This window comes from Streptomyces sp. NPDC088810, assembly GCF_044750305.1.
Lineage (GTDB): Bacteria > Actinomycetota > Actinomycetes > Streptomycetales > Streptomycetaceae > Streptomyces.
The window spans coordinates 1309745-1334598 of sequence record NZ_JBIVJQ010000001.1 but is presented as its reverse complement, the minus strand read 5'-3'; the positions used below and the strand labels follow the sequence as shown (position 1 = coordinate 1334598).

Genomic DNA, 24854 nt, shown 5'->3' with positions numbered 1-24854 from the left:
GCGTCTCATATATGACGTACGAAGTACGACGCGTTGACGGTAGGAGGGGACCCGTGTTTCGTCAATGCTTGCGACAAGGCAACATGAGGTGCCCTCAGACGCTGTGGATGTCGCCCTCGACGGCGGTGAACGTGGGCCGGCCGGATGCGGCGGCGGCCCGGGCGGTGGCCGACTCGCGGGTGAGCGTGGGGCCGACATGGGTGACGAGCAGCTCCCGCACCCGCGCCTCACGGGCGATACCGCCGGCGTCCTCCGGTGTCAGATGGACCTGTTCGCCTTCGCGACGGACGTCGATGTCGGCCTCGCACAGGAACAGGTCGGCGCGGGCGGCGAGTTCGGTGAGTGCGGGGCAGGGGCCGCTGTCTCCCGAGTACGCGACCACACTGCCCTGGCACTCCGCGCGCAGCCCGTACGCCTCGGTGCCGTGGGCGACGGCGCGGGCGCTCAGGCGGAGGTTCCAGTGCCGGGCCTCATGGCCGTCGTACAGGTCGCGGAAGTCGAAGACGCTCTTCAGGAAGTCGACGTCCGGCCGCCCGAAGAAGCCGGCCAGCCGGCGGGCGCAGCCCGGCGGCGCGTACACCGGGACCGGCGCGGGCGGGGTCATCCCGCCGAAGGCGAAGGCGTAGGCGGCGGCGAGGAGGTCGGCGCTGTGGTCGGCGTGCAGATGGGAGATCCAGATCGCGGCGAGGCGCGCCGGATCCGTGTGCCGCTGCAACGCGGCGAACGTGCCGGGCCCCGCGTCCACCCACACCTCCGCGCCCGCGCCGGACAGCAGATACCCGGAGCAGGGCCGGTCGGGTCCCGGGTGGGGCGAGGCGGTACCGAGGACGGTGAGGGTGAGCGGCATGGGCCAGAGGGTACGCCGCCCCGTTCGGGCCGCCCGGCCACGGCACGGGTCAGATCTCCATCACCGCGTCGCAGTCCGGGCACACCACGGAGGCGTACTCGTCGGGGTACCAGGGCTCCCCCGGGGCCCCGGGCGGCGTCGGACGCGCTCTGGCCATGGCGAAGGTGTCCTTGCCGCACAGGGTCCGCGGGCCGGCCGCGTCCGGGCGGCCCGGGGCCGCGGGCGCCGCGTGCACCCTGCGGGGGAGCCGTTCGGCGTCGGGCGGCCCGGCCGCGGGCTGCTCCGGCTCGTACACGACGACGATCCCGCTCATGTCTCCACCGTAGGCGCGGCGGCCCGGACCAGCCGCGGTCAGCCGCGGGTGGTGCTGGGCAGGGTGAGTTCGCGGCCGCGGTAGAAGCCCTCGCGCTCCTCGGCGACGTACGGGGCCATGGCCTCCCGCCGCTGCGCCTCCGATTCGGAGCCCCGCCACGCGTCGCACGACTCCCGGGAGTCCCAGAACGACACCCCGGTGACCTCCTGTCCGTCCTCGGACCAGTACGCGTAGGCCCGGTGCAGGCCCTGCGGTGCGGGCTCCGGGCGCCACGCCCTCTCGAAGTCCTCCAGCGTGCCCGGCTGAAGGCGGCGCGTCGTCACCCACACGTAGTGCTCCTGCATGGCGGCTTCCTCCGTACCCGTTCGGCGTGCCCCCTCTCAGGGTCACCGTAGGCCCGACGCGCCGCTTCCGCCGCCCGGCGACCGCCGGCCGGCTCAGGCCCCCGCCGCCCGGGACCGGGCCCGGTGCGGCCACGCCGGGTCCCGGCCGCTCAGGCCCACCGCGCGGTCCAGCAGCGGCGCGTCCGCGGGGACCGGGACGGCGGGGCCGAAGATGCCGCCGCCGCGGGTGGGGTCGTCCGCCACGGCCCGCAGGAAGGCGAAGGCCGAGTCGAGGGCGGCCGGGTCGGGGGTGTAGGCCTGGCCGGTGGCGCGGGCGAGGTCCCAGGCGTGGATGACCAGCTCGTCGGCGACGACGGCACCGGCGACCGCGCCCGGCAGGTCCACCCCGCCGGCGCGGGTGTCGCCGGTCCAGGCGGCCGGGTCGCGCCAGGCCTCGGCCAGCTCCTCCAGCGCCTCGGGCAGCCGCTCGCGCCAGCCGGGGCCGATGTCCGGCAGGGCGGCGGTCGGGCTGGTGTCGGTCGTCGTACCGAGGTGCTTGCGGGCGGCGTCCCGGAAGGCCACGGAGAGCACCAGCAGATGGCCCAGCAGGTTGCGCACCCCGAGGTCCGGGCACGGTGTGGCGGCGGTCAGCTCCTCGTCGGTCACGGACGCGGCGAGCCGCGCCACGATCCGGGTCTGGGGACCGAGGTCCACCATGGTCATGACGTACTCCTTCACGGTCGCGTTTCCCGTTCGAAGGGGTGACCGGCCGGCGCCCGGAAACTCATCGGTGCCGCGCCGGAAAGCTGGGCATCTTCCCGATACCGGGGCCCCTGCCTTAGGCGCACGATGACCGGGCATGACGACTTCCCTGACCGTGTCCCGCGTGCTGCGGGACCGCAACGCGGGGCTGTACCTCACCGCCCTGGCGGTGTCCGGCTTCGGCACCTCCTCGCTGTGGCTGGCGTCGGGCGTGTGGGTCAAGGACCTCACGGGGTCCGACGGCCTGGCCGCGGTGTCCATGCTGGCGATGTGCGCGCCCACCCTGGCCGGCCCCGCCCTGGGCACACTCGCCGACCGGTACCGCCGAAAGCCCCTGCTCATCGCCCTGAACCTGGGCCTCGCCGCGCTGCTCCCCACCCTCTTCACCGTCGACTCCCCCGGCCGTCTGTGGCTGCTGTTCGCCGTGCTGTTCCTGTACGGCACCGCCGGTGCCGTCTCCGACGCCGCCGAGTCGGCGCTGGTCACCGCCGTGGTCGGCCCGGACCTCCTCGGGGACGTCAACGGGCTGCGGATGGCCCTGACGGAGGGCATGAAGCTCGTCGCCCCGCTGACCGGCGCGGGCCTCTACACGATGTACGGCGGCCCGGCCGTGGCCTGCCTGGACGCCGTCACCTTCCTGCTCGCGGCCGGGCTGTGCGGCCTGCTGCGGGTGCGTGAGGAGCGGCCCGCCCGGCCGGCCGGGAGCCGGCGGCAGCAGACCGCGGAGGGCATCCGGCACCTGTGGGGCCACCCCGTGCTGCGCCCGCTGGTCGGGGCGGGCGGTACGGCCATGCTGCTGACCGCGCTGGCCGGCACGACGGTGTACGCCGTGGCCGACCGCCTCGGCCACTCCCCCGCCTACGCGGGCGTGCTGTACGCCGCCCAGGGTGCCGGCTCGGTGACCGCCGGGCTGCTCGCCGGACCGGCGCTGCGGCGGCTGGGCGCCCGGCGGTTCGCGGCGGCCGGGATCGCGCTGACCGGGGCCGCGGTGGTGGCGCGGGCGGTGCCGTGGGACCCGGTGGCGCTGGCCACCGGCGTGGCGTGCGGCCTCGGCCTGCCCTGTGTGCTGATCGCCGCGTTCACCGCGGTGCAGCAGGAGACCCCCGGCCCGCTGCTCGGCCGGGTGACGGCCACCGCGAACACCCTGGTCTTCGCCCCGACCGTGCTCGGCCTCGCCGTCGGGGCCGGCCTGGTCGAGCTGGCCGGCCCCGGGCTGCTGCTGCCGCTCTGCGGCGGGGCGCTGCTGCTGACGGCGCTGGCGCTGCTTCAGCGCGCGGCGAGCGCCTCCCGTACCGCCGCGACGTCCCCGTCCGACGCCAGCCCGGCGTGATACAGCCGCAGTTCCGTCGCGCCGTCGGCACGCGCGCGTGCCGCGTCCGCCGCGAGCGTGCCGGGGCTGCCGCCCATGCCGGAGACGACCGTGAGGTTGGCGGCCAGCACCGTCCCTTCCCGGGTGTGCCCGGCGAACGGCGCCAGCAGGGCCGTACCGCCGGTGCAGGGCACCACCACGCCGTCGGCCACGGACAGGATGTGGGCGGGGTCGACGCCCGGGTTGGGGCCGCAGTGGTAGGAGACGGGGTCGGCGTGCAGCAGGACCTGGAATCCGTCCGGGGCGGCGGCGCGTACGGCGGCGACGGCCTCCTCCTGGAGGCTGCGGGCGGTGGTGTCGCGCCACGCGCGCGTGGCGGCCGCCGTGTCCTGCCCGAGGAGCTTCTCCACCGTCGGCCAGCCCTCGTCGCCGCCCGCGCCCCGCCACAGCGGTTCCAGCGCCTCGCGCACGGCCGCGGCCAGCGCGTCGGCGTCCAGGCCCTGCGCGCCGTAGCCGGCCCGGCAGGACGGGCAGAAGCACAGGGACATCAGGTACTGCCCGGCGTCCCCGAGACCGACGCCGGCCGTCTTGTCGTGGGCGTGCAGGTGCTGGAGCCCGTACCAGCCGAGGGACTCCAGTTCCGTGCCGTGCGCGCCGGGGCGTACGGCGGCCTCGGCGGCCAGGTCGATGAGGTACGCGCGGGTGGCGGGCTGGGCGATGCAGGGCGCCCACGGGTAGCGGTCGCCGTAGGCGTTGACGACCGAGGTGTCCGGGTGTTCGGCGCCCAGGCGGGAGTTGTGGGCGAGGACGACCCAGGTGTGCACCTCCAGGCCGGCCGCGGCGAGCGCTTCGGCGGCCTCGCCGTAGGCGTTGCCGGGGGCCCAGCGGCCGGCGGGGTAGGGCCGCAGGCCGCGGCCCGCCCAGCGGTCGCCCGGCGGGTAGAGCACGGCCGCGTACTCGGCGGTGACGATGCGGTGGCGGGGGTGGCGCGGGGTCAGCGCGCGGGTGGAGTGGTAGGCGGCGGCGAGGGTGATCTGTTCGACGCCGAGTCCGGCGATGCGGGCGGGGGCCTCGGGGTCGCCGTTGACGTCCCAGGGGTAGACGAACGCCGATGCCTTCACGCGTCCTCCTCCAGCAGGGCGTGGCCGCGCTCGATCAGCTGGGCGAGCTGTTTGACGTGCTCCTCGGCCGGCTCGTGCAGCGGGGGCCGGACCTCGCCGACGTCCAGGCCGCGCAGCCGCACCCCGGCCTTGACGAGGGAGACGGCGTATCCGCGGCCCTGGGCGCGCAGTTCCACGAACGGGCGGTAGAAGCCGTCCAGGAGGCGGTGCGCGACGGGCAGGTCGCCGCTCTCCAGGGCGCGGTGGAAGGCGAGCGCGATCTCCGGCACGAAGCAGAACACCGCCGAGGAGTACAGGGTGATGCCGAGGGCGCGGTAGGCGAGCTGGGTCTGCTCGGCGGTGGGCAGCCCGTTGAAGTACAGGAAGTCGCCGGGGGCCTCGGTGCGGACGGCGCTGACGACGCGCTGCATGAGGTCGAGGTCGCCGAGGCCGTCCTTGAGGCCGATGATGCCCTCGCTGCGGGCCAGTTCGACCACGGTCGGCGGGGTGAAGACGGCGTTGTCGCGCTGGTAGACGATCACCGGCAGGCCGGTGGCCGCGGCGACCTCCCGGTAGTGCCGCAGCAGGCCCTCCTGGCCGGCGAGCACGAGGTACGGCGGCATGGCGAGGAGGCCGTCGGCGCCCGCGTCCGCGGCGAGGCGCGCGTAGCGGACGGCGAGCGCGGTACCGTAGCCGGCGCCCGCGACGACCGGGACGCGCCCCTCGGCCGCCTCGACGGCCGCCCGGACCGAGGCCTCGAACTCCTCCGGCAGCAGCGCGTGGAACTCCCCGGTGCCGCAGCAGGCGAAGACGGCGGCGGCACCGGCCGCGACACCGCGGCGCACGTGGGTGCGGTAGACGTCCAGGTCGAGTGAGCCGTCGGGGCCGTAGGCCGTGACGGGGAAGAAGAGCGGCCCGCTCGGGTCGCGGAGCCGGGCGGCGAGAGGGGCTGGCGTCACGGGCGCTCCCTGTCGGTGCATGCTTCTGATCGGCGTCCATATTTCTGAACGACCTCACGCTACGGGCCGCGATCGGAGCGGGTCAAGCGCACGAACGGGCAACACAGCAGCGGATTTCCGCGTGTCAGGGCACACTTGACGAGGCATGCGACGGCTCCCTAGCGTGTCCACGCATGTGAATACCGTCCACGCATGCGGCCGCCGAGGACCTCAAGGAGATCGAAGGATGCCCGCTCCCCGCACGATCCTGCTCACCGGCGCCGCCGGCGGGCTCGGCACCCTGATGCGGTCCCTGCTGCCGGAGTACGGCTACACGCTGCGCCTGTTCGACGTGCGGCCCGTCAAGGGCGAGCCCGACGCGATCACCGCGGACCTCACCGACCCGGAGGCGGTGCGCCAGGCCGTGCGGGGCGTGGACGCGGTCCTGCACCTGGCGGGGATCTCCCTGGAGGCACCCTTCGAGAAGATCCTGAAGTCGAACATCGAGGGCACCTACAACCTGTACGAGGCCGCCCGCCAGGAGGGCGTGCCGCGGATCGTCTTCGCCTCCTCCAACCACGCCGTGGGCTTCACCCCGGCCCCGCGCGCGGGCGAGCCGCCGATCCCCGTCGACACCCCGCGCCGCCCGGACACCTTCTACGGCCTGTCGAAGTCCTTCGGCGAGGACCTGGCCCAGCTCTACTGGGACAAGCACGGCCTGGAGACCGTCTCCGTGCGCATCGGCTCCTGCTTCCCGGAGCCCACCAGCGTCCGGATGCTCTCGGTGTGGATGAGCCCGGCGGACGGCGCCCGCCTCTTCCACGCGGCCCTGACCGCCCGGGAGGTCGGCCACACGGTCGTCTACGGCTCCTCCGCCAACACCCGCCTGTGGTGGGACCTGAGCAGCGCGCGGGCGCTGGGCTACGAGCCGCAGGACGACTCCGAGCCGTACGCCGAGAAGCTGATCGCCGAGCAGGGCGAGCTGGACCCGGAGAACCCGGCCCACAGCCACCTGGGCGGGCACTTCGTGAACGACCCGCCCATCTGGCCGTACTGAGCTTCCTCCGGCCGCCGGGTGGCTCCCGGCGGCCGGAAACGATCGTCCACGCGCGCGGGCGGGCACCGAACGGGCCCGCCCGCCGCCGTGTCCGGGCATCCGCGGTGCCCGATCCCACCCGGCCCCGGACAGCCGCGCAGGTCCGCGCCGGGCACGGCTCCTGCGAAGCGGGCGCAAGCGGGCACAAGCGGGCCCGCAACAGGCCTGGTCAGCGGCGCGCACCGGCGGTAGAACTTCCCCCATGGGCCCGATCGGGCAGTGCCACAGGGAAGTGGGTGACGACATGACCACCAGGACGGCGGAAGAACGCCAGCGCGAGATCGTGCGGGCCGCCCGCGCCACCGGCTCGGTCGACGTCACCGCGCTCGCCGCCGCACTGGGCGTGGCCAAGGAGACCATCCGGCGCGACCTGCGCGCCCTGGAGGACCACGGCCTGGTCCGCCGCACCCACGGCGGCGCGTACCCGGTGGAGAGCGCCGGCTTCGAGACGACGCTCGCCTTCCGCGCCACCAGCCATGTGCCCGAGAAGCGCCGGATCGCCGCCGCGGCGGCCGGGCTGCTCGGGGACGCCGAGACCGTCTTCGTCGACGAGGGCTTCACCCCGCAGCTCATCGCCGAGGCACTGCCCAGGGACCGGCCGCTGACCGTGGTCACCGCGTCCCTGCCGGTCGCGGGCGCCCTGGCGGAGGCGGACCACGTCTGCGTCCTGCTGCTCGGCGGCCGGGTCCGCCCGGGCACCCTGGCCACCGTCGACCACTGGACGACCAGGATGCTGGCCGGCTTCGTGATCGACCTGGCCTACATCGGCGCCAACGGCATCTCCCGCGAGCACGGCCTGACCACCCCCGACCCGGCCGTCAGCGAGGTCAAGGCGCAGGCCGTCCGGGCCGCCCGCCGTACGGTCTTCGCGGGGGTGCACACCAAGTTCGGCGCGGTCAGCTTCTGCCGGTTCGCCGAGGTCGGCGCGCTGGAGGCGATCGTGACCAGCACCCTGTTCCCGGCCGCCGAGGCCCACCGCTACTCCCTGCTGGGCCCGCAGGTCATCCGGGTCTGATCGTCAACTCCTCCACCTTTGCTGGGCGTTCCACACCTCCGGGCGCCCCTTATGTCCCCGTACTCCCCATACCTCCAGGAGCGATCCATGCGCACCCCGAGCCGACGGAGGCCGCGAGCCACGCTCGTCCTGGCCGCCGCAGGGACGCTGCTCGCCCCGCTGCTCTCCGGCTGCTGGGCCGGCGCCGGCGGGACCGGTTCCGGCGGCGACTCCATCAACGTGCTGATGGTCAACAACCCCCAGATGACCGAGCTGCAGAAGCTGACCGCCGCCCACTTCACCAAGGACACCGGCATCAAGGTCAACTTCACGGTGCTGCCCGAGAACGACGTCCGCGACAAGATCAGCCAGGACTTCGCCAACCAGGCCGGCCAGTACGACGTGGCCACCCTGTCCAACTACGAGATACCGATCTACGCCCGCAACGGCTGGCTGCACGAGATGAACTCGTACGTGGCGAAGGACCCGTCGTACGACGAGCAGGACGTGCTGAAACCGATGCGCCAGTCCCTCACCGGCGACGACGGCAAGCTCTACGGGCAGCCGTTCTACGGCGAGTCGTCCTTCCTCATGTACCGCAAGGACGTGTTCGCGGCGAAGGGCCTGACCATGCCCGACCGTCCCACCTGGCAGCAGGTCGCCGACCTGGCCGCGCGGGCGGACGGCGCCCGGCCCGGCATGCGGGGCATCTGCCTGCGCGGTCTGCCCGGCTGGGGCGAGCTGATGGCACCGCTCACGACGGTCGTGAACACCTTCGGCGGCACCTGGTTCGACAAGGGCTGGAAGGCGCGGCTGGACTCCCCGGCCTTCGAGGAGGCGACGAAGTTCTACGTCGGCCTGGTCCGCGAGCACGGCGAGTCCGGCGCCGCCCAGTCCGGCTTCGCCGAGTGCCTGAACAACATGACCCAGGGCAAGGTCGCCATGTGGTACGACGCCACCTCCGCGGCCGGACTGCTGGAGGCGGCCGGCTCCCCGGTCAAGGGCAAGCTCGGCTACGCCCCGGCTCCCGTCGAGCGCACCGAGTCCTCCGGCTGGCTCTACACCTGGGCCTGGGGCATCCAGCAGGCCTCCCGCAACCCCGGCAAGGCCTGGAAGTTCGTCTCCTGGGCGTCGGGCAAGGGCTACGAGCAGCTGGTCGGCGAGACGAGCGGCTGGTCGAACGTCCCCGCGGGCAAGCGCGCGTCGACCTACACCAACGCCGACTACCGAGCGTCGGCCGCCGCGTTCCAGGAGATGACCAAGGAGGCCATCGAGAGCGCCCGGCCGAACGACCCCGGGGTGCAGCCGCGCCCCGCACCCGGCATCCAGTTCGTCGGCATCCCCGAGTTCACCGACCTCGGCACCAGGGTCTCCCAGGAGATCAGCGCGGCCATCGCCGGACGCCAGTCCGTCGACTCGGCCCTGAAGAAATCGCAGGCGCTCGCCGAGAAGATCTCCAAGGAGTACGAGGGACGATGACAGCGACGACCACGGCCCCCCGCACGGTCACTCCCGCACGGACGGTCAGGCAGCCCTCGGCCCGGCTGCGCGCCTGGGCCACCCGGGCCCCGCTGCTGCCCGCCCTCGTCTTCATGATCGTGGTGACCCAGCTGCCGTTCGTGGCCACGCTGGTGATCTCCTTCTTCGACTGGAACGCCCTCTACCCCAAGGCGCGCCACTTCACCGGCCTGGACAACTACCGCCAGGTGCTGACCGACGCGGACCTGCGCCACTCGGTGTGGACGACCGTGCTGCTCACGGCGGCGGTGGTGCTCGCCAGCCTGGTCCTGGGCCTCGCGCTGGCGCTGCTGCTGGACCGGAGGTTCCGCGGCCGGGGCATCGTCCGCACCCTGCTCATCGCGCCCTTCCTGGTGGTGCCGGTGGCCGCGGCCCTGCTCTGGAAGCATGTGCTCTACAACCCTGAATACGGCTTGTTGAACGGCTTGCTGCACTCGGTGGGCGGCCCACAGCCGGACTGGGTCTCGCGCACCCCGCTGCTCGCGGTCGAGGCCTCCCTGGTGTGGCAGTGGACGCCGTTCATGATGCTGATCCTGCTGGCGGGGCTGCAGAGCCGGGACCAGCAGCAGATCGAGGCCGCCCGGGTCGACGGCGCCGGCGACTGGCAGATCTTCCGCCATCTGACCCTGCCCCACCTGCGCCGCTACCTGGAACTGGGCGCGCTGCTGGGCTCGATCTACATCGTCCAGAACTTCGACGCGGTCTTCACGATCACGTCCGGCGGCCTGGGCACCGCCAACCTGCCGTACACCGTCTACCAGAGCTTCTACCAGGCCCACGAGAACGGCCTGGCCTCGGCCGCCGGCGTCCTGGTGGTCATCGGCTCGATCGTCATCGCGACCTTCGCCCTGCGCGTGGTGTCGTCCCTGTTCCGCGAGGAGGTGTCCCGCGCATGAACGCGCTGCGCCGGGGCGGGCCCGGCCTGGTGGCCTGGCTGGCCGGAATCGTCTTCTTCCTGCCCATCGCCTGGATGGCCCTGACGTCCTTCCACTCCGAGGCGGACGCGGCGACGAACCCGCCGTCCTTCGCCGCCTCCCTGACCCTCGACGGCTACCGCGAGTTCTTCGGCACCGGCGGCGGGGCGAGCCCCTGGCCCGCGCTGGTCAACTCCGCGGTGGCGTCGGTCGCCTCGACCCTGCTCGTCCTCGTGCTGGCCCTGCCGGCCGCCTACGCGCTGTCGATCCGGCCGGTGAAGAAGTGGACGGACGTCCTGTTCTTCTTCCTCTCGACGAAGATGCTGCCGGCCGTGGCGGGCCTGCTGCCGATCTACCTGTTCGCCAAGAACGCCGGGATGCTCGACGACATCTGGCTGCTGGTCGTCCTCTACACCTCCATGAACCTGCCGATCGCGGTGTGGATGATGCAGTCGTTCCTCGCCGAGGTGCCGGTCGCCGTCATCGAGGCGGCGCGGGTGGACGGCGCCCGGCTGCCGACGGTCCTCGCACGCGTGGTCGCCCCGATCGCCCTGCCCGGCATCGCCGCCACCGCCCTGATCTGCTTCATCTTCAGCTGGAACGAACTGCTCTTCGCCCGGGTCCTGACGGGCGTGGTCGCCGAGACCGCCCCCGTCTTCCTGACCGGCTTCATCACCAGCCAGGGCCTGTTCCTGGCCAAGGTGTGCGCCGCGTCGCTCGTCATCTCCCTGCCGGTGCTCGCCGCGGGGTTCGCCGCCCAGGACAAGCTGGTCCAGGGCCTGTCGTTGGGAGCCGTGAAATGAAGGCCGCCGTCATCGAGTCCGTGGGCCGTGCCGTCGTCACCGAGGTCCCGGACCCGACGCCGGGCCCGCGCGAGGTCGTCGTCGAAGTGGCGGCCTGCGGGCTGTGCGGCACGGATCTGCACATCCTCCAGGGCGAGTTCGCGCCCAAGCTGCCGATCGTGCCCGGGCACGAGTTCGCGGGCGAGGTCGTCGGGGTCGGCACCCGGGTCACCGAGGTGTCCGTCGGCGACCGGGTGGCCGTCGACCCGTCCCTGTACTGCCACGAGTGCCGGTACTGCCGCACCGGCCACAACAACCTGTGCGAGCGGTGGGCCGCGATCGGTGTGACGACGGCGGGCGGCGCGGCGCGGTACGCGCTCGCCCCGGTCGCCAACTGCGTGAAGCTGCCCGAGCACGTGCGCACCGAGGACGCGGCCCTGGTGGAGCCGCTGTCCTGTGCGGTGCGCGGCTACGACGTCCTGCGCGCCCGCCTCGGCGCGCACGTGCTGATCTACGGCTCCGGGACCATGGGCCTGATGATGCTGGAGCTGGCCAAGCGGACCGGCGCGGCGAGCGTGGACGTGGTCGACGTGAACCCGGCCCGGCTGGAGACGGCCCGGCAGCTCGGCGTGTCGGGCGCGGCGGGCAGCGCGGACGAGCTGGACCGGCCGCAGGGCTGGGACGTGGTGGTGGACGCCACCGGCAACGCGGCGGCGATCCAGGACGGCCTGGACCGGGTGGCCAAGGCGGGTACGTTCCTTCAGTTCGGGGTGGCCGACTACGCGACGCGGGTGATGATCGACCCGTACCGGATCTACAACCAGGAGATCACGATCACCGGTTCAATGGCGGTGCTGCACAGCTTCGAGCGGGCGGCGGAGCTGTTCGCGAACGGGGTGCTGGACCCGGGCGTCTTCATCAGCGACCGGCTTCCGCTGGAGCGGTACCCGCAGGCGCTGGAGCAGTTCGCGGCGGGGGTGGGGCGGAAGATCGTGGTCGTGCCGTAGGCCGTTCGGCGGGTGAGGGGAACCCGTTCGGCCGGTAAGGGAACGGTAAAGCGGTGTCGTTCGTTCACCCGGCATGACAGCTATGACCCCTGGCTCGAACATCCCTCTCTCGACCGCGCGTGTGACGGTGGACGTCTCCGCCCCGGTGCGGCTCGACGTGTCGGGCCTGCTGCTCACCGGCGACGGCAAGGTGCGCTCCGACGACGATTTCATCTTCTACAACCAGCCGAGCGGCCCCGGCGTGACCTACCGGTCGGGTGGCGGTACGGCTCCGGACGCGGTCACGGTGGACACCGCCGCCGTACCGCCGGAGATCGAGAAGATCGTCGTCACGGCCAGCCCGGACGCGGCCGGCCAGACCTTCCAGGGCATCGAGCCGACGGCCACGATCCGGGACGCGGACGGCGGGGCCGTGCTGGCGACGTTCACCCCGCCGCAGCTCGGTACGGAGACCGCGCTGGTGGTCGTGGAGATCTACCGCCGGGCCGGCCAGTGGAAGGCCCGGGCCGTCGGGCAGGGGTACGCCAACGGACTCGCGGGTATCGCGACCGACTTCGGCGTGACGGTGGAGGAGCCGGCCGCGGCCCCGGCCCCGGCCGTCCCGGTGGCCCCGCCGGTCCCCGTGGCCCCCGCGGCCCCGCCGCAGCCGGTGGCGCCGCCGCCCCCTCCGGCGCCGGGCGCCGGGAAGATCAACCTGGACAAGGGCCGGGTCAGCCTGCAGAAGAACCAGACCGTGTCCCTCGTCAAGGGCGGCCGGCCGCTGCTGTCCCAGGTGCGGATGGGGCTCGGCTGGGAGCCGGCGTTCCGGGGCAAGGACATCGACCTCGACGCCTCGGTCATCGCCTACGGCCCGCAGCGCAACCACATCGACAGCTGCTACTTCGGCAAGCTGACGATCCTGAACGGCGCGGTCCGGCACTCCGGGGACAACCTGACCGGCGAGGGCGGGGGCGACGACGAGGTCATCACGGTCGACCTCGGCCGGCTCCCCCAGGAGGTCACCGGCCTGGTCTTCACGGTCAACTCCTTCTCCGGCCAGAAGTTCACGGAGGTCGCCAAGGCCTACTGCCGCCTGGTCGACGCGGCCACCGACGAGGAACTGGCCCGCTTCGACCTCACCGGCGCCGAGCCCCAGACCGGCGTCCTGATGGCCAAGCTCATCCGCCAGTTCTCCGGCGAGTGGGACATGACAGCCCTGGGCACCTTCGTCAAGGCCCGCACAGTCCGCAACATGACCGACCCGGGCGCCCGAGCCCTGTAACGGGGGCCGCGAGCACCCTCCGGGGGCCTGCCGACCAACGCACCGCCGCCGCAGACACCGCGCCGCGCTCCCGTCGACCGACGGCCACCGCCAACACCGCGCCGCCACAGCGGGCAGGCCTGCGCGGGGCAACAGGCCAACGCGCCCCGCCGCCAACACCGCGCCGCTGCCGGCCAGCGGGCAGTCCTGCCGAGGGGCTGCCATCAACGCGCCGTCGCCGCGGGCACTCCTACGCGGGGCTCCCGGCCAACGCACCGCCGCCGGCAACACCGCGCCGCTGGCCTGCCCGCGGCCGGCGCTGCGGGCAGCCATGCCGGTGCCGGCCGGCGGCCCTCGCTGCGGGCAGCCATGCCGCTTGGGCGGGCAGTCCTGCGGGGAGGCTGCCGACCAACGCACCGCCGCCGCAGACACCGCGCCGCGCTCCCGTCGACCGACGGCCACCGCCAACACCGCGCCGCCACAGCGGGCAGGCCTGCGCGGGGCAACAGGCCAACGCACCGCCGCCGGCAACACCGCGCCGCTGGCCGGCCCGCGGCCGGCGCTGCGGGCAGCCATGCCGGTGCCGGCCGGCGGCCCTCGCTGCGGGCAGTCGTGCTGCTGGGGCGGCGCGGGTGGGCGCGGCGGCACCACGTCGGCGTGGGCCCCCGCCCGGCCCCAGCCGGCCGCGCCTCAGGCGGAGCGCAGTCCCTCCGCCAGCAGTGCCAGATAGCGCCGGATCTCCCGGTCCCCCGCCCCCGCCGACTCCGCCGCCGTCGCCACCCCGTGCGCCAACCGCAGCACCTCGACCGGCTCCAGATCCCGACGCAGCGTCCCCTCCGCCTGCGCCGCCACCACCAGCCGCTCCACCGCCCCCTTCACCACGGTCCCGCACACCGTCAGCGCCGCCGTCCCGCCGTCCTCCGTCACCGCCGAGCTGAGCAGCGCCTTCATCCCCCGCGCCTGAAGCGTGCGGACCGCCAGCTCGTACAGCCACTCCATGAGCGCCTCGCCCGGCGGCAGCTGAGCGGCCAGCTCGTCGGCACGCACCCCGAGCGCCTCGATCCGGTCCACGTACGCCGCCTCCAGCAGCGCCCGCCGGGTCGGGAAGTGCCGGTACAGCGTGCCGGAGCCGACGCCCGCCCGCTTGGCGATGTCGTCGAGTGACGCGTTCTCCCCACGCTCGGCGAAGGCCTCCGCCGCCACCTTCAGCAACCGCTCGTAGTTGCGCCGAGCGTCCGCGCGCATGGGCCTGCCCTGCGTCATCCACCCACTCCTCGACCGACCGGGGACCCTCTCCGCATCCTACGGGCCGAGGAGGAGGGGACAACGCTCAGGCGAGCCAGGGCCAGTTCCCGTTCCGGCCGCTCTCCAGCAGCGGGATCATGCGGAACGCGCTGTCGGACAGTCCGCCGAAGGTGTGCCGGTTCCCGGTGCCCGACGGACCGTGGCCCGCCCGGTAGCCCTCCAGGTTCCAGGTGTAGACCGGGACGTCGGCCGGGATCCGGGAGGTCGGGTCGCCGTGCCGGTTCGGGGCGTACTGCTCGTCGGTGACGATCAGCACCCGGTCGTGCCGCTCGTAGTGCCGGCGCACCGCCTCCGTGGTGTCGGTGCCGCCCAGGTCGCCGAAGCGCTCCAGGACCTTCAGCACCGACTCGCCCTTGCGGAACGTGACCTTCTCGCTGGTGGAGCCGAACTGCACGAGATCGGCGTCCGCCGCCCGCAGCGCGAGGGCGGTGCCGAAGACCGCCGCCGCGTCGGCGCGGCTGAGCCGGGACCGCTCGGACACCCGCGACCAGAACATCGAACCGGAACGGTCGACCAGCACGAGGGTACGGCCCGGCAGCGCGGGCACGTTGGCCAGCGAGTGGCCGAGCGCCTGCTCCAGCGGGTAGGACCAGCGCAGCGAGGGCGCGTGCTGGTACGCGGCCAGGTAGCGGAAGGGGAACTGCCGCGAGCGGCGCACCTCCTGCGGATCGCTGATCCGCGCCGCGACCCGGGCGGCTACCTCGTCCGACACCCCGGCCTCGTCGAAGTTGCGCAGGTTGCGGACCAGGGCCATCGCGCCCATGGACGGGATCACGGCCTCCCAGGCCGCCTTGTCCATCGGCCCCTGGAGCCAGCCGGCCAGCGCCTCCCAGGTGATGCCGGCCGCCGCCAGCCGCTCGGCACCGTCGGGCGAGGTGACGACCGCCCGCCGCTGCTCGACGGGCAGCGCCATCAGCTCGCGGTGCAGGGTGAGGGCGGAGAGCGACGCGGGCGGCACGGCGGTGTCCGGGTGGTGCCGCCGGTCGAGCGCGTAACCGAACAGGTCGCCCTGCCACGGCTTGTCCGGGTCCGGCGAGGCGTGCACCAGGTTGAGGACGTCGCCGAAGCGGTAGCCCTTGGACGCGGTGTCGTACTTGAGCAGCGACCGGACGTGGTAGAGCCGTCGTACGGCGTCGGCGATGCCGCGCTTGACGGGCTTGGGGACCGCGCGCCCGTGCGTCGACGTCCAGTAGGCGAGCAGTTCGCCGGGCTCGTCCGGGCGCTGCAGCACGGAGGCCACGACCTGCCGGTTGGACGGGCCGTCGGTCGCGCCGGCGGCCAGCCGCGCGTGCACGTACTCGGCGGCGCCGACGAGCGCGGCCGTCCGCATGTTGCCCTCGCCGCGCAGCCAGCCGAGCAGGCCGGCCGTCCACTCCGGGTCGCTGACGGCGAGGTGGCGGACGAGGCGGGTGAACCGGTCGTCGCGGGCCTCGGCGCTCTCGTAGAAGGTGTCCGCCAGGAAGTGGGACACGGCCAGCAGGAACAGCTCCGAGCGCGCGTCGCGCTCGTGGCCCCGGCCGCCCTCGTGGGTCCGCAGGGTGCGGCCCGTGGAGGTCACGGCCGACGTCGGCCGCGCCTTCGCGGTACGCGTGTTGAATCGCGCCATGGTGAATTCCCCCGAATTCGCTTGGGTTTCGGAGGGAGGCGCGGCAAATGGAGGGTGTCCGAGGTCAGGAGTCGGCGGCGGACTTTACCCAGGTGCTCTGCCGATTGAGCTACACCGACCCGAAGTCGATGACGGGACTCGAACCCGCAACCGCCCGATCCAATGAAGTAACCGCTGCCTGCGCACCGGACACCCACCATGTGCCACGCCTCCCGAGATCACGTCGGCGGCGGTTGTGGATTCTCTGGGAAAGAAGTAACCGCAGCCTGCGCACCGGGAGGTGCATGAAGTTTTCGGTGTCCAGAGATCGAGGTCGGCGGAACCGACGTATGGTGCTCTGCCTCTGAGCTACACCGGCATGTCGGAGCCGGTGGCGGGACTCGAACCCGCGGCCTCCCCGTTATGAGCGGAAGTAGGTCCTGCCTGTCGCACCTGGACGAGGATCACTCTAGGAGGGGAGCCGCGGGACGGGCGAGCGAATTAATCACCGCACGGAGTTCAGTCGCACTTCTGGCGCTTCCAGGGGCCGGTGATGGCGAGCATGATGCCGGGCGTCTGGATGTTGGCGAACAGGGTCCTGCCGTCGGGCGAGAAGGTGACGCCGGTGAACTCGCTGTATTCGGGCTCCTCCGCGGTGCCGATGTTCAGCTCGTTGCGGGCGATGGGGTACGTCCGGCCGCTCTCGGTGGCGCCGAACAGGTGCTGGACGCCCTCGCCGTCCTCGGCGATGACCAGGCCGCCGTACGGGGAGACGGTGATGTTGTCCGGGCCGTCGAAGGTGCCGTCCTTGGCGGGCTCCGGGTTGACGCCGAGCAGCACCTTCAGGGTCAGGGTGCGGCGCTTGGGGTCGTAGAACCAGACCTGGCCGTCGTGCTGGACCGGGCTCTCCTGGCGGGCGTAGGAGGAGACGACGTAGACGCCGCCGTCGCCCCACCACATGCCCTCCAGCTTGCGGGCCCGGGTGACCTGGCCGTCGGTGAACTGCTTGCGCACCGAGACGGTCTTGGCGTCACGGTCGGGGACGTCCACCCAGTCGACGCCGTACACGGTGCCGGCCTTGGTGGCGCGGGAGAGGTCGTCCACGAACTGGCCGCCGGAGTCGAAGCACTTGAACGCCTGGAGCACGCCCGCGTCGTCGGCGAGGGTGCGCAGCTTGCCGCGGCCGTGGCGGAAGCCCTCCGGCGGGGTCCAGCGGTAGAACAGGCCGTTGGGTCCTGAGGCGTCCTCGGTGAGGTAGAGGTGGCCGCGCTTGGGGTCGACGACGACGGCCTCGTGGGCGTAGCGGCCCAGGGCCTTGACGGGCTTGGGGTCGCGGTTGGCGCGGCGGTCCTCGGGGTCGACCTCGAAGACGTAGCCGTGGTCCTTGGTGAAGCCGTTCCTGCCGGCCTTGTCCTCGGTCTCCTCGCAAGTCAGCCAGGTGCCCCACGGGGTGCTGCCACCGGCGCAGTTGGTGGCGGTGCCGGCGATGCCCACCCACTCGGCGACCTCGCCGCCGCGGCGGACCTCGACCACCGTGCAGCCGCCGGCCGCCGCGGGGTCGTAGACGAGGCCCTCGGTGAGCGGCACCGGGTGCGGCCACTGGGCGCGGGCGCCGGCCAGCTCGTGGTTGTTGACGAGCAGGGTGGTGCCGCGCGGGCCGGCGAAGGTGGCGGTGCCGTCGTGGTTGGACGGGGTGAACTCGCCGGACTCCAGCTTGGTCCTGCCGCTGTAGGTGATGATCTTGTACGAGAAGCCTGCGGGCAGGGCGAGGATGCCGGCCGGGTCGGGGATCAGCGGGCCGTAGCCGACGCCGCGGTGGCCCCCGTGCGCGGACGCGGCCTCGGCGTTCTCGGTGTCCGTGGCGGCAAGGGCGTTCGGCGCGGTGGCGAGAGCGCCGACGCTGCCCGCCAGGGCGACCCCGGCACCGGTGATCGCGGATTTCGTGGCGAAGTCCCTGCGGGTGAGCGACATGGTGTCTCCTGTGACGACGGTTGCAGTCCGTGGAGGGTGGGGGGCCTCGGTTCGGCGCACACGCTCCCGCCCGCCCGTGAACGCGAGTTGAACGCCGGACCACTACCAGGGCGCCCGTTCCATGAACCCGTATGCACCGCCCCATGACCGTCCCAAGCACCGGCCACGCGCCGCACCGGTCACCTACCGCACCGAACACCACCGCCCGGCCTGCCCGGCGCGCAGCTCCTCACGGAGGGCCGTGGGCAGGGTGCGGAGGCACAGGCCGCGCACCGGAACCGCCCACCACGGCCCCTCGCTGCCCCGGCCCCGCTCACCCCCAAGCGCTCACCCGCCCTGCTGGGACCGTGCCTTGAACGCGGCCTTGCGGGCCTCCTTGGCGACCTTCTTGTCCGGGTGCAGCCGGCCCATCGCGTCCAGCACCTCGGCGGTGGCGGGGTGCTCCACCCGCCAGGCCGCCGCGAAGAAGCCGCTGTGCTGGGCGGCCAGCCCCTCCACCAGGGCCTGGAGTTCCTCGGAGTTGCCCTCGGCGGCCAGCTGGGCGGCGAGCGTGTCGACGGTCAGCCAGAACACCATCTCCTGGGACGGTGCCGGCACCCCGGCGGCGCCCCGCTCGCTCAGCCACACCCGGGCGAGCCCGCCGAGTTCGGGGTCGTCCAGCACCTCCCGCAGCGCGGGTTCGGCCTCGGCGCCCACCAGCGACAGCGCCTGCTGGCAGCGCAGCCGGCGCAGCGGGGCCCCGGCGTCCGCGCCGCGGGCCGCCGCCAGCAACTCCCGTGCCGCGGCTAGCGGTTCGCGGCGGGCGAGCCACTGCTCGGTCTCGGCCCGCGCGGCGGACTGGCCGAACCGGGCGGTGCCGTCGAGCAGCACGTCCGCGCCCTTGTCGGCGAGGTCCCCGACGACCGGCGCCTCGAACCCGGCCTCCAGCAGCCGCGCCCGCATCCCGTACACGCCGAGCGGGGTGAGCCGGACCATGCCGTAGCGGGAGACGTCGGTGTCGTCCGCCGGCGCCGCGGGCTCCTCGTCGGGGTCGGCCATCAGCGCCTCGTCCACCGGCTGGTAGGCCACGAGCCCGACCGGCTCCAGCACCCGGAACTGGTCGTCCAGCCGCATCATGGCATCGGAGACCTGCTCCAGGACGTCGTTGGTGGGCTCGCCCATGTCGTCGGGCACGAGCATGGAGGCGGCGAGGGCGGGCAGCGGGACGGGTCCGTCGCCGGCGCCGTCCTCACTGACGGTCAGCAGGTAGAGGTTGCCGAGGACGCCGTCGAGGAACTCCGCCTCGGCCTCCGGGTCCCAGTCGAGTGACGAGAAATCGACCTCTCCGCCGTCGTCGAGCGCGTCGACCAGGTCGTCCAGATCGGGGACGGCCGCGTCGGCGAGGACGGTCTCCAGGGCGGCCAGCCACACGGTGAGCACGTCCCGCGGGGAGCCGCCGGTGAGCAGCTTCAGCTCCTCCCCCGTCCGGACGGTGCCGGCCTCCTCGTCCACGATCTCCACCAGGCCGGTGTCCACCGCGACCCGCCAGGCCTCACTGGCGTACGCGGCGGCGTCGTCGCCGGCCAGTCCGAGCAGCTCGGCGGCGGCCGGCAGCTGCTCCTCGGCCAGCCCGCCGCCGGCGTCCACGCGGGTGTCGGGCCCGGCCCAGCGGGCGAGGCGGGCGGCCCGGGACAGCAACGGCGTGGACAGCGCGGCGCGCGCCAGCTCCGCTTCGGGGTGCAGCCGTACGGGCGGCAGGGGGGAGCTGTCTGACATCGGCTGGTTCTCCTCGGACCGTGAACGGGCTCAGCCGCTCAGCCTAGACGGATTTCCACCCATGCCGCCCGGTTCATCTCCCCGTAAGCATCCGTACCTGGCCGAAACCTTGACAACTCCCCGGGCCAGGCAGGAGATTGACGCGCGTAGAAGTTGGGGGGACAACTGTTCACTCGGCTCTACGCGTGTCACAGAGGGCTACGAGTCCCGCACGCTCCCGTTCCACCCTCGTCCCGGCGCATCGTCACGTCCCCGGAGGGATCCCTTGCCGAGCAGGTCTTCCGCGCGCCTCGCCGCGCTCACCGTCGCCGCCGTCTGCAGCGCGGCGTCCACCATCGCCCTCACCTCGCCCGCGCACGCCGACTCGGTGCGCGTCCACGACATCCAGGGCACGACCCGGATATCCCCGTTCGCCGGGCAGAAGGTGACGGACGTGCCCGGCATCGTCACGGCCACGCGCACGTACGGCTCGTCCAAGGGCTTCTGGCTCCAGGACCCGACCCCGGACGCCAACCCGGCCACCAGTGAGGGCGTCTTCGTCTTCACCAGCTCCACCCCCAAGGTCGCGGTCGGCGACGCGGTGACGGTCACCGGAACGGTCTCGGAGTACGTCCCGGGCGGCACCTCCTCCGGCAACCAGTCGGTCACGGAGATCACCAAGCCGGCCGTCACCACCGTTTCCACCGGCAACCCGGTCCCGGCGCCGGTCGTCGTCGACGAGGACGCGGTGCCGGACGCGTACGCCCCCCAGGGCGACTCCGCCGCGGCCAACTCGGTCAACGGCCTCACCCTGGACCCGTCGGCGTACGCCCTGGACTACTACGAGTCCCTGGAGGGCATGAACGTCCAGGTCGCCGACGTCCGCGTGGTCACGGCGACCGACCCGTACAGCGAGCTGTGGGTCACCGTGAAGCCGTGGGAGCACCGCAGCCGCCGCGGCGGCACGGTCTACGGCTCCTACGACTCCCAGAACACCGGCCGGCTCCAGATCCAGTCGCTGGGCGCCACCGCCGACTTCCCGAAGGCGGACGTCGGCGACACCCTGGAGGGCACCACCACCGGCCCGCTGGACTTCAACCAGTTCGGCGGCTACACCCTCGTCGCCGCCAAGCTCGGCACGCTGGCCAGCGGGGGCCTGGAGCGCGAGACGACGCAGAAGCAGTCGAGCCGCGAGCTGGCGGTGGCGACGTACAACGTCGAGAACCTCGACCCGTCGGACGCCACCTTCGACAAGCACGCCTCCGCGATCGTGCACAACCTCCAGTCGCCCGACATCGTGTCCCTGGAGGAGATCCAGGACAACAACGGCGCCAAGGACGACGGCACGGTCGACGCGAACGAGACCGTGACCAAGCTGATCGACGCGATCGTCGCGGCGGGCGGCCCGAAGTACGACTGGCGCTCGGTCAACCCGGTCAACGACCAGGACGGCGGCGAGCCCGGCGGCAACATCCGCCAGGTGTTCCTGTTCAACCCCGAGCGGGTGTCCTTCGTGGACCGCGCGGGCGGCGACTCGACCACCGCGGTCGGCGTCGCCAAGGTGCACGGCAAGGCGCAGCTGACGGTCTCCCCGGGCCGGATCGACCCGGCGAACGCGGCCTGGAACAACAGCCGCAAGCCGCTCGCGGGCGAGTTCGTCTTCCGCGGCAAGACCGTCTTCGTGATCGCCAACCACCTCAACTCCAAGGGCGGCGACCAGGGGCTGACCGCGCAGTACCAGCCGCCGGTGCGCAGCTCGGAGATCCAGCGGCACGCCCAGGCGACCGAGGTGAACGCGTTCGTCAAGGACATCCTGTCCGTGCAGAAGAACGCGAACGTCATCGCGCTCGGCGACATGAACGACTTCGAGTTCTCCGGTACCACGAAGATCCTCGAGGGTGACGGCGAGCTGTGGTCGGCGATCAAGTCGCTGCCGAAGAGCGAGCGGTACAGCTACGACTACCAGGGCAACCAGCAGGTCCTGGACCAGATCCTGATCAGCCCGGCGATCCGCCGCGGGTGCGACGTCGACTACGACAGCGTGCACATCAACGCGGAGTTCCACGACCAGATCAGCGACCACGACCCGCAGGTGCTGCGGTTCCGTCCGTGACCCGGCGGCGGGACCGGCCGGACGCGCCGTCCGGCCGGTCCCGCCGTTGCGGTGTCACTGCCCGCGGTCGATCCGGCGCCAGACAACGGCGGCACCGACGACGGCGGCGGCCGCCGCGCCCAGGACGAGCGCCGGCCGCGGATGCCGCAGTGCGGCACCCACGGCGGACCGCACCGGCCGCGGCACCCGCGCGTCGTGCTCCATGGCGTGCCCGGCGTGCACGGCCCGGTCCTGCAGGGTGTGCCGGCCGTGTCCGGCCCGCTCCTGCACCAGCTGGCCGGCCTTCGCCATCCGTTCCTGGGCGGTGTGACCGGCCCGCGTGGCGCGGTCCTGCACCAGGTGCCCCGCCTTGGTCGCCCGGTCCTGCACGCCGTGCCCCGCCTGGGCGGCTCCGGCGCGCAGCTGGACGGTCATGGCACCGGCCTTGTCCCGCAGGTCGGCGGCCCGGGCGCGGGCCCGGCCCTTCACATCGGCCCGGCCGACCAGCTGGGCGACGGTGTCGCCGAGCTGGCTCCGGGTGTGTTCGATCTGCTGCCGCAGCTCGTCGGGGCCCTTGGCGCCCGTGCCGTGCGGCTTCCTTTGCGTCATCGGTGTGCCCTTTCCCTGATGGCGTCGACGTCCGCCCTGACGCTGCCGAGCGTCTCCTCGGGTGTGGGCGGAGCGGCGCGGCGCAGCTGGGCGCGTCCGGTCGCGGCCAGGAGGCCGGCCACGGCGAAGAACACCGCGGCCACGACCAGTGCCGCCGCCCATACGGGCAGCGCCAGGGAGAGTGCGGCGGTGGCCGCTCCGGCCAGGATGATCAACCCGACGTAGCCGACGGCGCCGGCGGCGCCCAGCAGTCCGCCGCCGCGTCCGGCCCGGCGGCCCTTCTCGGCCAGCTCCTCCTTGGCGAGGGCGATCTCCTGCCGCAGCAGCCGGGTGAGCTGTTCTGTGGCCCGGCTGACGAGTTCACCCGTGGAGGGGTGCCCGTCGGCCGCGGGCCGGGTGTGCGAGGTCACGGTCACGGCGTTCCGCCTCCTCTCTGTGCGGAACGTCCGGGTACCCGGACCGAGGGTCCTCACCCCTGTCCGGCGCCTCCGGTCCCGCGGTCGCCGAGGCGCGCGAGTTGGGACTGGAACCAGTCGAGGCGCGCCTGCAACAGGGCTGCCTCGGCGACGAGTTCGGGGACGCCCAGCTCGGCGGCGGGCGTCAACTCGGTGTCAGGGCCCGGCGGACCGCCCGTACCCACGGCACCCGCGAGCACGCGCAGGCCCTGCCCGGCCAGCCGGGCGAACCCGGCGAGCGAGACGGACGGACGCCCGCGCAGGCAGCCCGCGCAGGCGGGGGCCAGTGCCCGCCAGCCGGGCCGGCCCCAGCCGGCGTCGGCCAGGGCGACGGCGCCGGCGCCGCAGCCGCAGGGGCCGGCCGTGACCGTGCGCACCCGCTGCCGGGCGTAGCGGTAGCCGCGTTCGAAGCGGATGTAGGCGCCGAGGACGGAGACCTCCAGCAGGACGGCCGCGCGGTGTTCGGCGGTGCACAGCAGCGCCTCGGCGGCGGCCCGGTCGTGCACGCAGTGGAAGCCGCAGTCGCACCGGCGCGCGGGCGGGCGGTGCCGCAGGCCGTAGACGCAGGAGGCGTCGTCGAGGACGGCGTACGGCAGCGCGCCGCCGAGCGACACACCGGTGAACCCGGCCCGGGTGCCGTCCTGGGACACCACCGGGTGGGCGATCTTGTAGCCGGTCGGCGGCTCCGTCGGGCGTTCCGCCGGGAGCCGCAGCCTCATCGGGCGGCCGGGACCTCTTCGCGGGCCGGCTCCGCCGCCTGCGTGCGGAGGGTCTCCTCGGTGCTTCGCGGCTCCTCCTCGGGCACGAGGTGGGCGAGCGGTCGCTCCTCGGCGACCCCGGTGGCCAGTGCCTTGCCCAGCTTCATGGCGCCTCCCATGACCTGACGTCGGTGACCCTCCGGCCATAGTGACCCATCGGGTGCCGAGTTGGACATAGGGCCTCCGGCCGCATCCCCTACAAAAGATTAGTGAATCTTAGTGATGTCTCGTAGGAAAATTAAGTGGAGCTTCACCAAGGGGCGCGCCGAGACTACTCCCATGACGAATACCCGCAAGGCCGCTCCCTTCGGCCGCACGCTCTGCGCCATGATCACGCCGTTCACCGAGGCGGGCGCCCTCGACCTGGACGGCGCCCGGCGGCTGGCCGCGCACCTGGTGGCGCAGGGCTGCGACGGCCTGGTCCTCAGCGGCACCACGGGCGAGTCGCCCACCACCACCGACGAGGAGAAGGCCCGGCTGGTCGCGGCCGTACGGGAGGCGGTCGGCGACCGGGCCGCGCTGGTCGCGGGCGTGGGCACGTCCGACACCCGGCACACGGTGGAGCTGGCGCTCGCGGCCGCGAAGGCGGGCGCCGACGGCGTCCTGGTGGTGACGCCGTACTACAGCCGGCCCCCGCAGGAGGCGGTGGCCGCCCACTTCCTGGAGATCGCCGACGCGAGCGAGCTGCCGGTGATGCTCTACGACATCCCGGGCCGCACCGGCACCCGGATCGCACCGGACACGATGATCCGGCTCGCCCGGCACCCACGGATCGTGGCCGTCAAGGACTGCTCCTACGACTTCCTCGGCACGCAGAAGGTGCTTGCACGGACGGAGTTGGCGTACTACGCGGGCTGCGACGAGCACATACTGGCGCTGTACGCGGTCGGCGCGGCGGGCTGTGTGAGCACGGTCGCGAACGCCGTGCCGGACCGGGTCGCCGCGATCCTGGCCGCGTTCGACGCCGGCGACACCGACCGGGCGGCCGCACTCCAGCTGGCCCTCACGCCGTTGACCGAGGCGATGATGGACGCGGGCCTGCCCGGCACGGTCACCGCGAAGGCCCTGCTGGCCCGCCTCGGTCTGCCCGCGGGACCGGTCCGCGCACCGCTGCTGCCCGCCGGCCGGGAGACGGCCGACGGGCTGGTGACGGTGTACGAGGCGCTCGCCGCGGGCTGATCCGCGGCGGACCGGGACCGGCG

Annotated in this window: 24 protein-coding genes; 10 read left to right on the top strand and 14 right to left on the bottom strand. The window is 73.4% G+C overall.

Annotation, left to right across the window (positions count from 1 at the left end; all coding sequences use genetic code 11):
- Nucleotides 1–94 precede the first annotated feature (94 nt).
- From ACIP4Y_RS06135 to ACIP4Y_RS06120, 4 genes are all read right to left on the bottom strand, one after another.
- Nucleotides 95–847, bottom strand: coding sequence for an MBL fold metallo-hydrolase (locus ACIP4Y_RS06135; RefSeq protein WP_401388293.1), 753 nt, complete (start codon nt 845–847; stop codon nt 95–97).
- 49 nt (nt 848–896) lie between these two features.
- A complete protein-coding gene (locus tag ACIP4Y_RS06130) occupies nt 897–1160 on the bottom strand; it encodes a hypothetical protein (protein WP_358646268.1) in 264 nt (87 codons plus the stop codon).
- Nucleotides 1161–1198: 38 nt separating this feature from the next.
- The gene (locus ACIP4Y_RS06125; protein ID WP_358646266.1) at nt 1199–1504 is read right to left on the bottom strand and encodes a hypothetical protein; all 306 of its coding nucleotides are present in this window, start codon (nt 1502–1504) and stop codon (nt 1199–1201) included.
- Nucleotides 1505–1597: 93 nt separating this feature from the next.
- Nucleotides 1598–2206 (bottom strand): TIGR03086 family metal-binding protein, encoded by a 609-nt coding sequence (locus ACIP4Y_RS06120; RefSeq protein WP_358646264.1) that lies wholly within the window; start codon nt 2204–2206, stop codon nt 1598–1600.
- A 136-nt stretch (nt 2207–2342) separates the two neighbouring features.
- Between ACIP4Y_RS06120 and ACIP4Y_RS06115 the strand changes: the two genes are divergently transcribed.
- On the top strand, nt 2343–3575 hold the full coding sequence (locus ACIP4Y_RS06115) for an MFS transporter (protein WP_401388289.1): 1233 nt from the start codon (nt 2343–2345) through the stop codon (nt 3573–3575).
- On the opposite strand, the gene ACIP4Y_RS06110 is transcribed toward ACIP4Y_RS06115, so the two are convergent.
- Nucleotides 3512–4675, bottom strand: coding sequence for a hypothetical protein (locus ACIP4Y_RS06110; RefSeq protein ID WP_401388286.1), 1164 nt, complete (start codon nt 4673–4675; stop codon nt 3512–3514). The genes ACIP4Y_RS06115 and ACIP4Y_RS06110 overlap by 64 nt on opposite strands.
- Nucleotides 4672–5613, bottom strand: a complete 942-nt coding sequence (locus ACIP4Y_RS06105; protein WP_401388283.1) for a 5-dehydro-4-deoxyglucarate dehydratase — start codon at nt 5611–5613, stop codon at nt 4672–4674. The genes ACIP4Y_RS06110 and ACIP4Y_RS06105 overlap by 4 nt, the downstream gene beginning before the upstream one ends.
- Before the next feature lie 226 nt (nt 5614–5839).
- On the opposite strand from ACIP4Y_RS06105, the gene ACIP4Y_RS06100 reads away from it, so the two are divergent.
- From ACIP4Y_RS06100 to ACIP4Y_RS06070, 7 genes are all read left to right on the top strand, one after another.
- The gene (locus ACIP4Y_RS06100; protein WP_401388280.1) at nt 5840–6649 is read left to right on the top strand and encodes an NAD-dependent epimerase/dehydratase family protein; all 810 of its coding nucleotides are present in this window, start codon (nt 5840–5842) and stop codon (nt 6647–6649) included.
- A gap of 283 nt (nt 6650–6932) precedes the next feature.
- Complete coding sequence (locus tag ACIP4Y_RS06095; protein WP_401388277.1) at nt 6933–7703, top strand: DeoR/GlpR family DNA-binding transcription regulator; 771 nt, start codon at nt 6933–6935, stop codon at nt 7701–7703.
- Between the two features lie 87 nt (nt 7704–7790).
- Nucleotides 7791–9161 carry an ABC transporter substrate-binding protein gene (locus ACIP4Y_RS06090; protein WP_401388274.1) on the top strand — a complete coding sequence of 457 codons (1371 nt, stop codon included), beginning with the start codon at nt 7791–7793 and terminating at the stop codon, nt 9159–9161.
- The gene (locus ACIP4Y_RS06085; RefSeq protein ID WP_401388271.1) at nt 9158–10096 is read left to right on the top strand and encodes a carbohydrate ABC transporter permease; all 939 of its coding nucleotides are present in this window, start codon (nt 9158–9160) and stop codon (nt 10094–10096) included. Before ACIP4Y_RS06090 ends, ACIP4Y_RS06085 begins: the two co-directional genes overlap by 4 nt.
- Nucleotides 10093–10917, top strand: coding sequence for a carbohydrate ABC transporter permease (locus ACIP4Y_RS06080; protein WP_358646248.1), 825 nt, complete (start codon nt 10093–10095; stop codon nt 10915–10917). The genes ACIP4Y_RS06085 and ACIP4Y_RS06080 overlap by 4 nt, the downstream gene beginning before the upstream one ends.
- Nucleotides 10914–11903, top strand: coding sequence for a zinc-dependent alcohol dehydrogenase family protein (locus tag ACIP4Y_RS06075; protein WP_401388268.1), 990 nt, complete (start codon nt 10914–10916; stop codon nt 11901–11903). Before ACIP4Y_RS06080 ends, ACIP4Y_RS06075 begins: the two co-directional genes overlap by 4 nt.
- A gap of 82 nt (nt 11904–11985) precedes the next feature.
- Complete coding sequence (locus ACIP4Y_RS06070) at nt 11986–13164, top strand: TerD family protein (protein ID WP_401388265.1); 1179 nt, start codon at nt 11986–11988, stop codon at nt 13162–13164.
- Nucleotides 13165–13833: 669 nt separating this feature from the next.
- Here ACIP4Y_RS06070 and ACIP4Y_RS06065 read toward each other — a convergent pair.
- The 4 genes from ACIP4Y_RS06065 to ACIP4Y_RS06050 form a co-directional block, all read right to left on the bottom strand.
- Nucleotides 13834–14406, bottom strand: a complete 573-nt coding sequence (locus tag ACIP4Y_RS06065; RefSeq protein WP_401388262.1) for a TetR/AcrR family transcriptional regulator — start codon at nt 14404–14406, stop codon at nt 13834–13836.
- Nucleotides 14407–14473: 67 nt separating this feature from the next.
- A complete protein-coding gene (locus tag ACIP4Y_RS06060) occupies nt 14474–16054 on the bottom strand; it encodes a TROVE domain-containing protein (RefSeq protein WP_401388259.1) in 1581 nt (526 codons plus the stop codon).
- A 498-nt stretch (nt 16055–16552) separates the two neighbouring features.
- Entirely contained in the window at nt 16553–18004 is a 1452-nt protein-coding gene (locus tag ACIP4Y_RS06055; protein WP_401388256.1) for an alkaline phosphatase PhoX, read from the bottom strand.
- A gap of 327 nt (nt 18005–18331) precedes the next feature.
- Complete coding sequence (locus ACIP4Y_RS06050; RefSeq protein WP_401388253.1) at nt 18332–19759, bottom strand: hypothetical protein; 1428 nt, start codon at nt 19757–19759, stop codon at nt 18332–18334.
- Between the two features lie 265 nt (nt 19760–20024).
- On the opposite strand from ACIP4Y_RS06050, the gene ACIP4Y_RS06045 reads away from it, so the two are divergent.
- Nucleotides 20025–21851 (top strand): endonuclease/exonuclease/phosphatase family protein, encoded by a 1827-nt coding sequence (locus tag ACIP4Y_RS06045; RefSeq protein WP_401388250.1) that lies wholly within the window; start codon nt 20025–20027, stop codon nt 21849–21851.
- A 54-nt stretch (nt 21852–21905) separates the two neighbouring features.
- Here the strand turns inward: ACIP4Y_RS06045 and ACIP4Y_RS06040 are convergent, their stop codons facing one another.
- The 4 genes from ACIP4Y_RS06040 to ACIP4Y_RS06025 are packed head-to-tail and all read right to left on the bottom strand — an operon-like array spanning nt 21906 to nt 23759.
- Nucleotides 21906–22439: a DUF3618 domain-containing protein gene (locus tag ACIP4Y_RS06040; RefSeq protein ID WP_401388247.1), complete on the bottom strand. Its 534-nt coding sequence runs from the start codon at nt 22437–22439 to the stop codon at nt 21906–21908.
- The gene (locus ACIP4Y_RS06035) at nt 22436–22855 is read right to left on the bottom strand and encodes a phage holin family protein (protein WP_358648278.1); all 420 of its coding nucleotides are present in this window, start codon (nt 22853–22855) and stop codon (nt 22436–22438) included. The genes ACIP4Y_RS06040 and ACIP4Y_RS06035 overlap by 4 nt, the downstream gene beginning before the upstream one ends.
- 53 nt (nt 22856–22908) lie before the next feature.
- Nucleotides 22909–23613 (bottom strand): hypothetical protein, encoded by a 705-nt coding sequence (locus tag ACIP4Y_RS06030; RefSeq protein ID WP_401388243.1) that lies wholly within the window; start codon nt 23611–23613, stop codon nt 22909–22911.
- Nucleotides 23610–23759 carry a hypothetical protein gene (locus tag ACIP4Y_RS06025; RefSeq protein ID WP_401388240.1) on the bottom strand — a complete coding sequence of 50 codons (150 nt, stop codon included), beginning with the start codon at nt 23757–23759 and terminating at the stop codon, nt 23610–23612. Before ACIP4Y_RS06025 ends, ACIP4Y_RS06030 begins: the two co-directional genes overlap by 4 nt.
- Before the next feature lie 172 nt (nt 23760–23931).
- On the opposite strand from ACIP4Y_RS06025, the gene dapA reads away from it, so the two are divergent.
- Nucleotides 23932–24831 (top strand): 4-hydroxy-tetrahydrodipicolinate synthase, encoded by a 900-nt coding sequence (gene dapA, locus ACIP4Y_RS06020; RefSeq protein WP_401388237.1) that lies wholly within the window; start codon nt 23932–23934, stop codon nt 24829–24831.
- The last annotated feature ends 23 nt before the right edge of the window (nt 24832–24854 follow it).

Coding starts and splice junctions, on each gene's coding strand:
- ACIP4Y_RS06135 (WP_401388293.1), bottom strand. CDS start 847: ATGCCGCTCACCCTCACCGTCCTCGGTACCGCCTCGCCCCACCCGGGA.
- ACIP4Y_RS06130 (WP_358646268.1), bottom strand. CDS start 1,160: ATGAGCGGGATCGTCGTCGTGTACGAGCCGGAGCAGCCCGCGGCCGGG.
- ACIP4Y_RS06125 (WP_358646266.1), bottom strand. CDS start 1,504: ATGCAGGAGCACTACGTGTGGGTGACGACGCGCCGCCTTCAGCCGGGC.
- ACIP4Y_RS06120 (WP_358646264.1), bottom strand. CDS start 2,206: ATGACCATGGTGGACCTCGGTCCCCAGACCCGGATCGTGGCGCGGCTC.
- ACIP4Y_RS06115 (WP_401388289.1), top strand. CDS start 2,343: ATGACGACTTCCCTGACCGTGTCCCGCGTGCTGCGGGACCGCAACGCG.
- ACIP4Y_RS06100 (WP_401388280.1), top strand. CDS start 5,840: ATGCCCGCTCCCCGCACGATCCTGCTCACCGGCGCCGCCGGCGGGCTC.
- ACIP4Y_RS06095 (WP_401388277.1), top strand. CDS start 6,933: ATGACCACCAGGACGGCGGAAGAACGCCAGCGCGAGATCGTGCGGGCC.
- ACIP4Y_RS06090 (WP_401388274.1), top strand. CDS start 7,791: ATGCGCACCCCGAGCCGACGGAGGCCGCGAGCCACGCTCGTCCTGGCC.
- ACIP4Y_RS06085 (WP_401388271.1), top strand. CDS start 9,158: ATGACAGCGACGACCACGGCCCCCCGCACGGTCACTCCCGCACGGACG.
- ACIP4Y_RS06080 (WP_358646248.1), top strand. CDS start 10,093: ATGAACGCGCTGCGCCGGGGCGGGCCCGGCCTGGTGGCCTGGCTGGCC.
- ACIP4Y_RS06075 (WP_401388268.1), top strand. CDS start 10,914: ATGAAGGCCGCCGTCATCGAGTCCGTGGGCCGTGCCGTCGTCACCGAG.
- ACIP4Y_RS06070 (WP_401388265.1), top strand. CDS start 11,986: ATGACCCCTGGCTCGAACATCCCTCTCTCGACCGCGCGTGTGACGGTG.
- ACIP4Y_RS06065 (WP_401388262.1), bottom strand. CDS start 14,406: ATGACGCAGGGCAGGCCCATGCGCGCGGACGCTCGGCGCAACTACGAG.
- ACIP4Y_RS06060 (WP_401388259.1), bottom strand. CDS start 16,054: ATGGCGCGATTCAACACGCGTACCGCGAAGGCGCGGCCGACGTCGGCC.
- ACIP4Y_RS06055 (WP_401388256.1), bottom strand. CDS start 18,004: ATGTCGCTCACCCGCAGGGACTTCGCCACGAAATCCGCGATCACCGGT.
- ACIP4Y_RS06050 (WP_401388253.1), bottom strand. CDS start 19,759: ATGTCAGACAGCTCCCCCCTGCCGCCCGTACGGCTGCACCCCGAAGCG.
- ACIP4Y_RS06040 (WP_401388247.1), bottom strand. CDS start 22,439: ATGACGCAAAGGAAGCCGCACGGCACGGGCGCCAAGGGCCCCGACGAG.
- ACIP4Y_RS06030 (WP_401388243.1), bottom strand. CDS start 23,613: ATGAGGCTGCGGCTCCCGGCGGAACGCCCGACGGAGCCGCCGACCGGC.
- ACIP4Y_RS06025 (WP_401388240.1), bottom strand. CDS start 23,759: ATGAAGCTGGGCAAGGCACTGGCCACCGGGGTCGCCGAGGAGCGACCG.
- dapA (WP_401388237.1), top strand. CDS start 23,932: ATGACGAATACCCGCAAGGCCGCTCCCTTCGGCCGCACGCTCTGCGCC.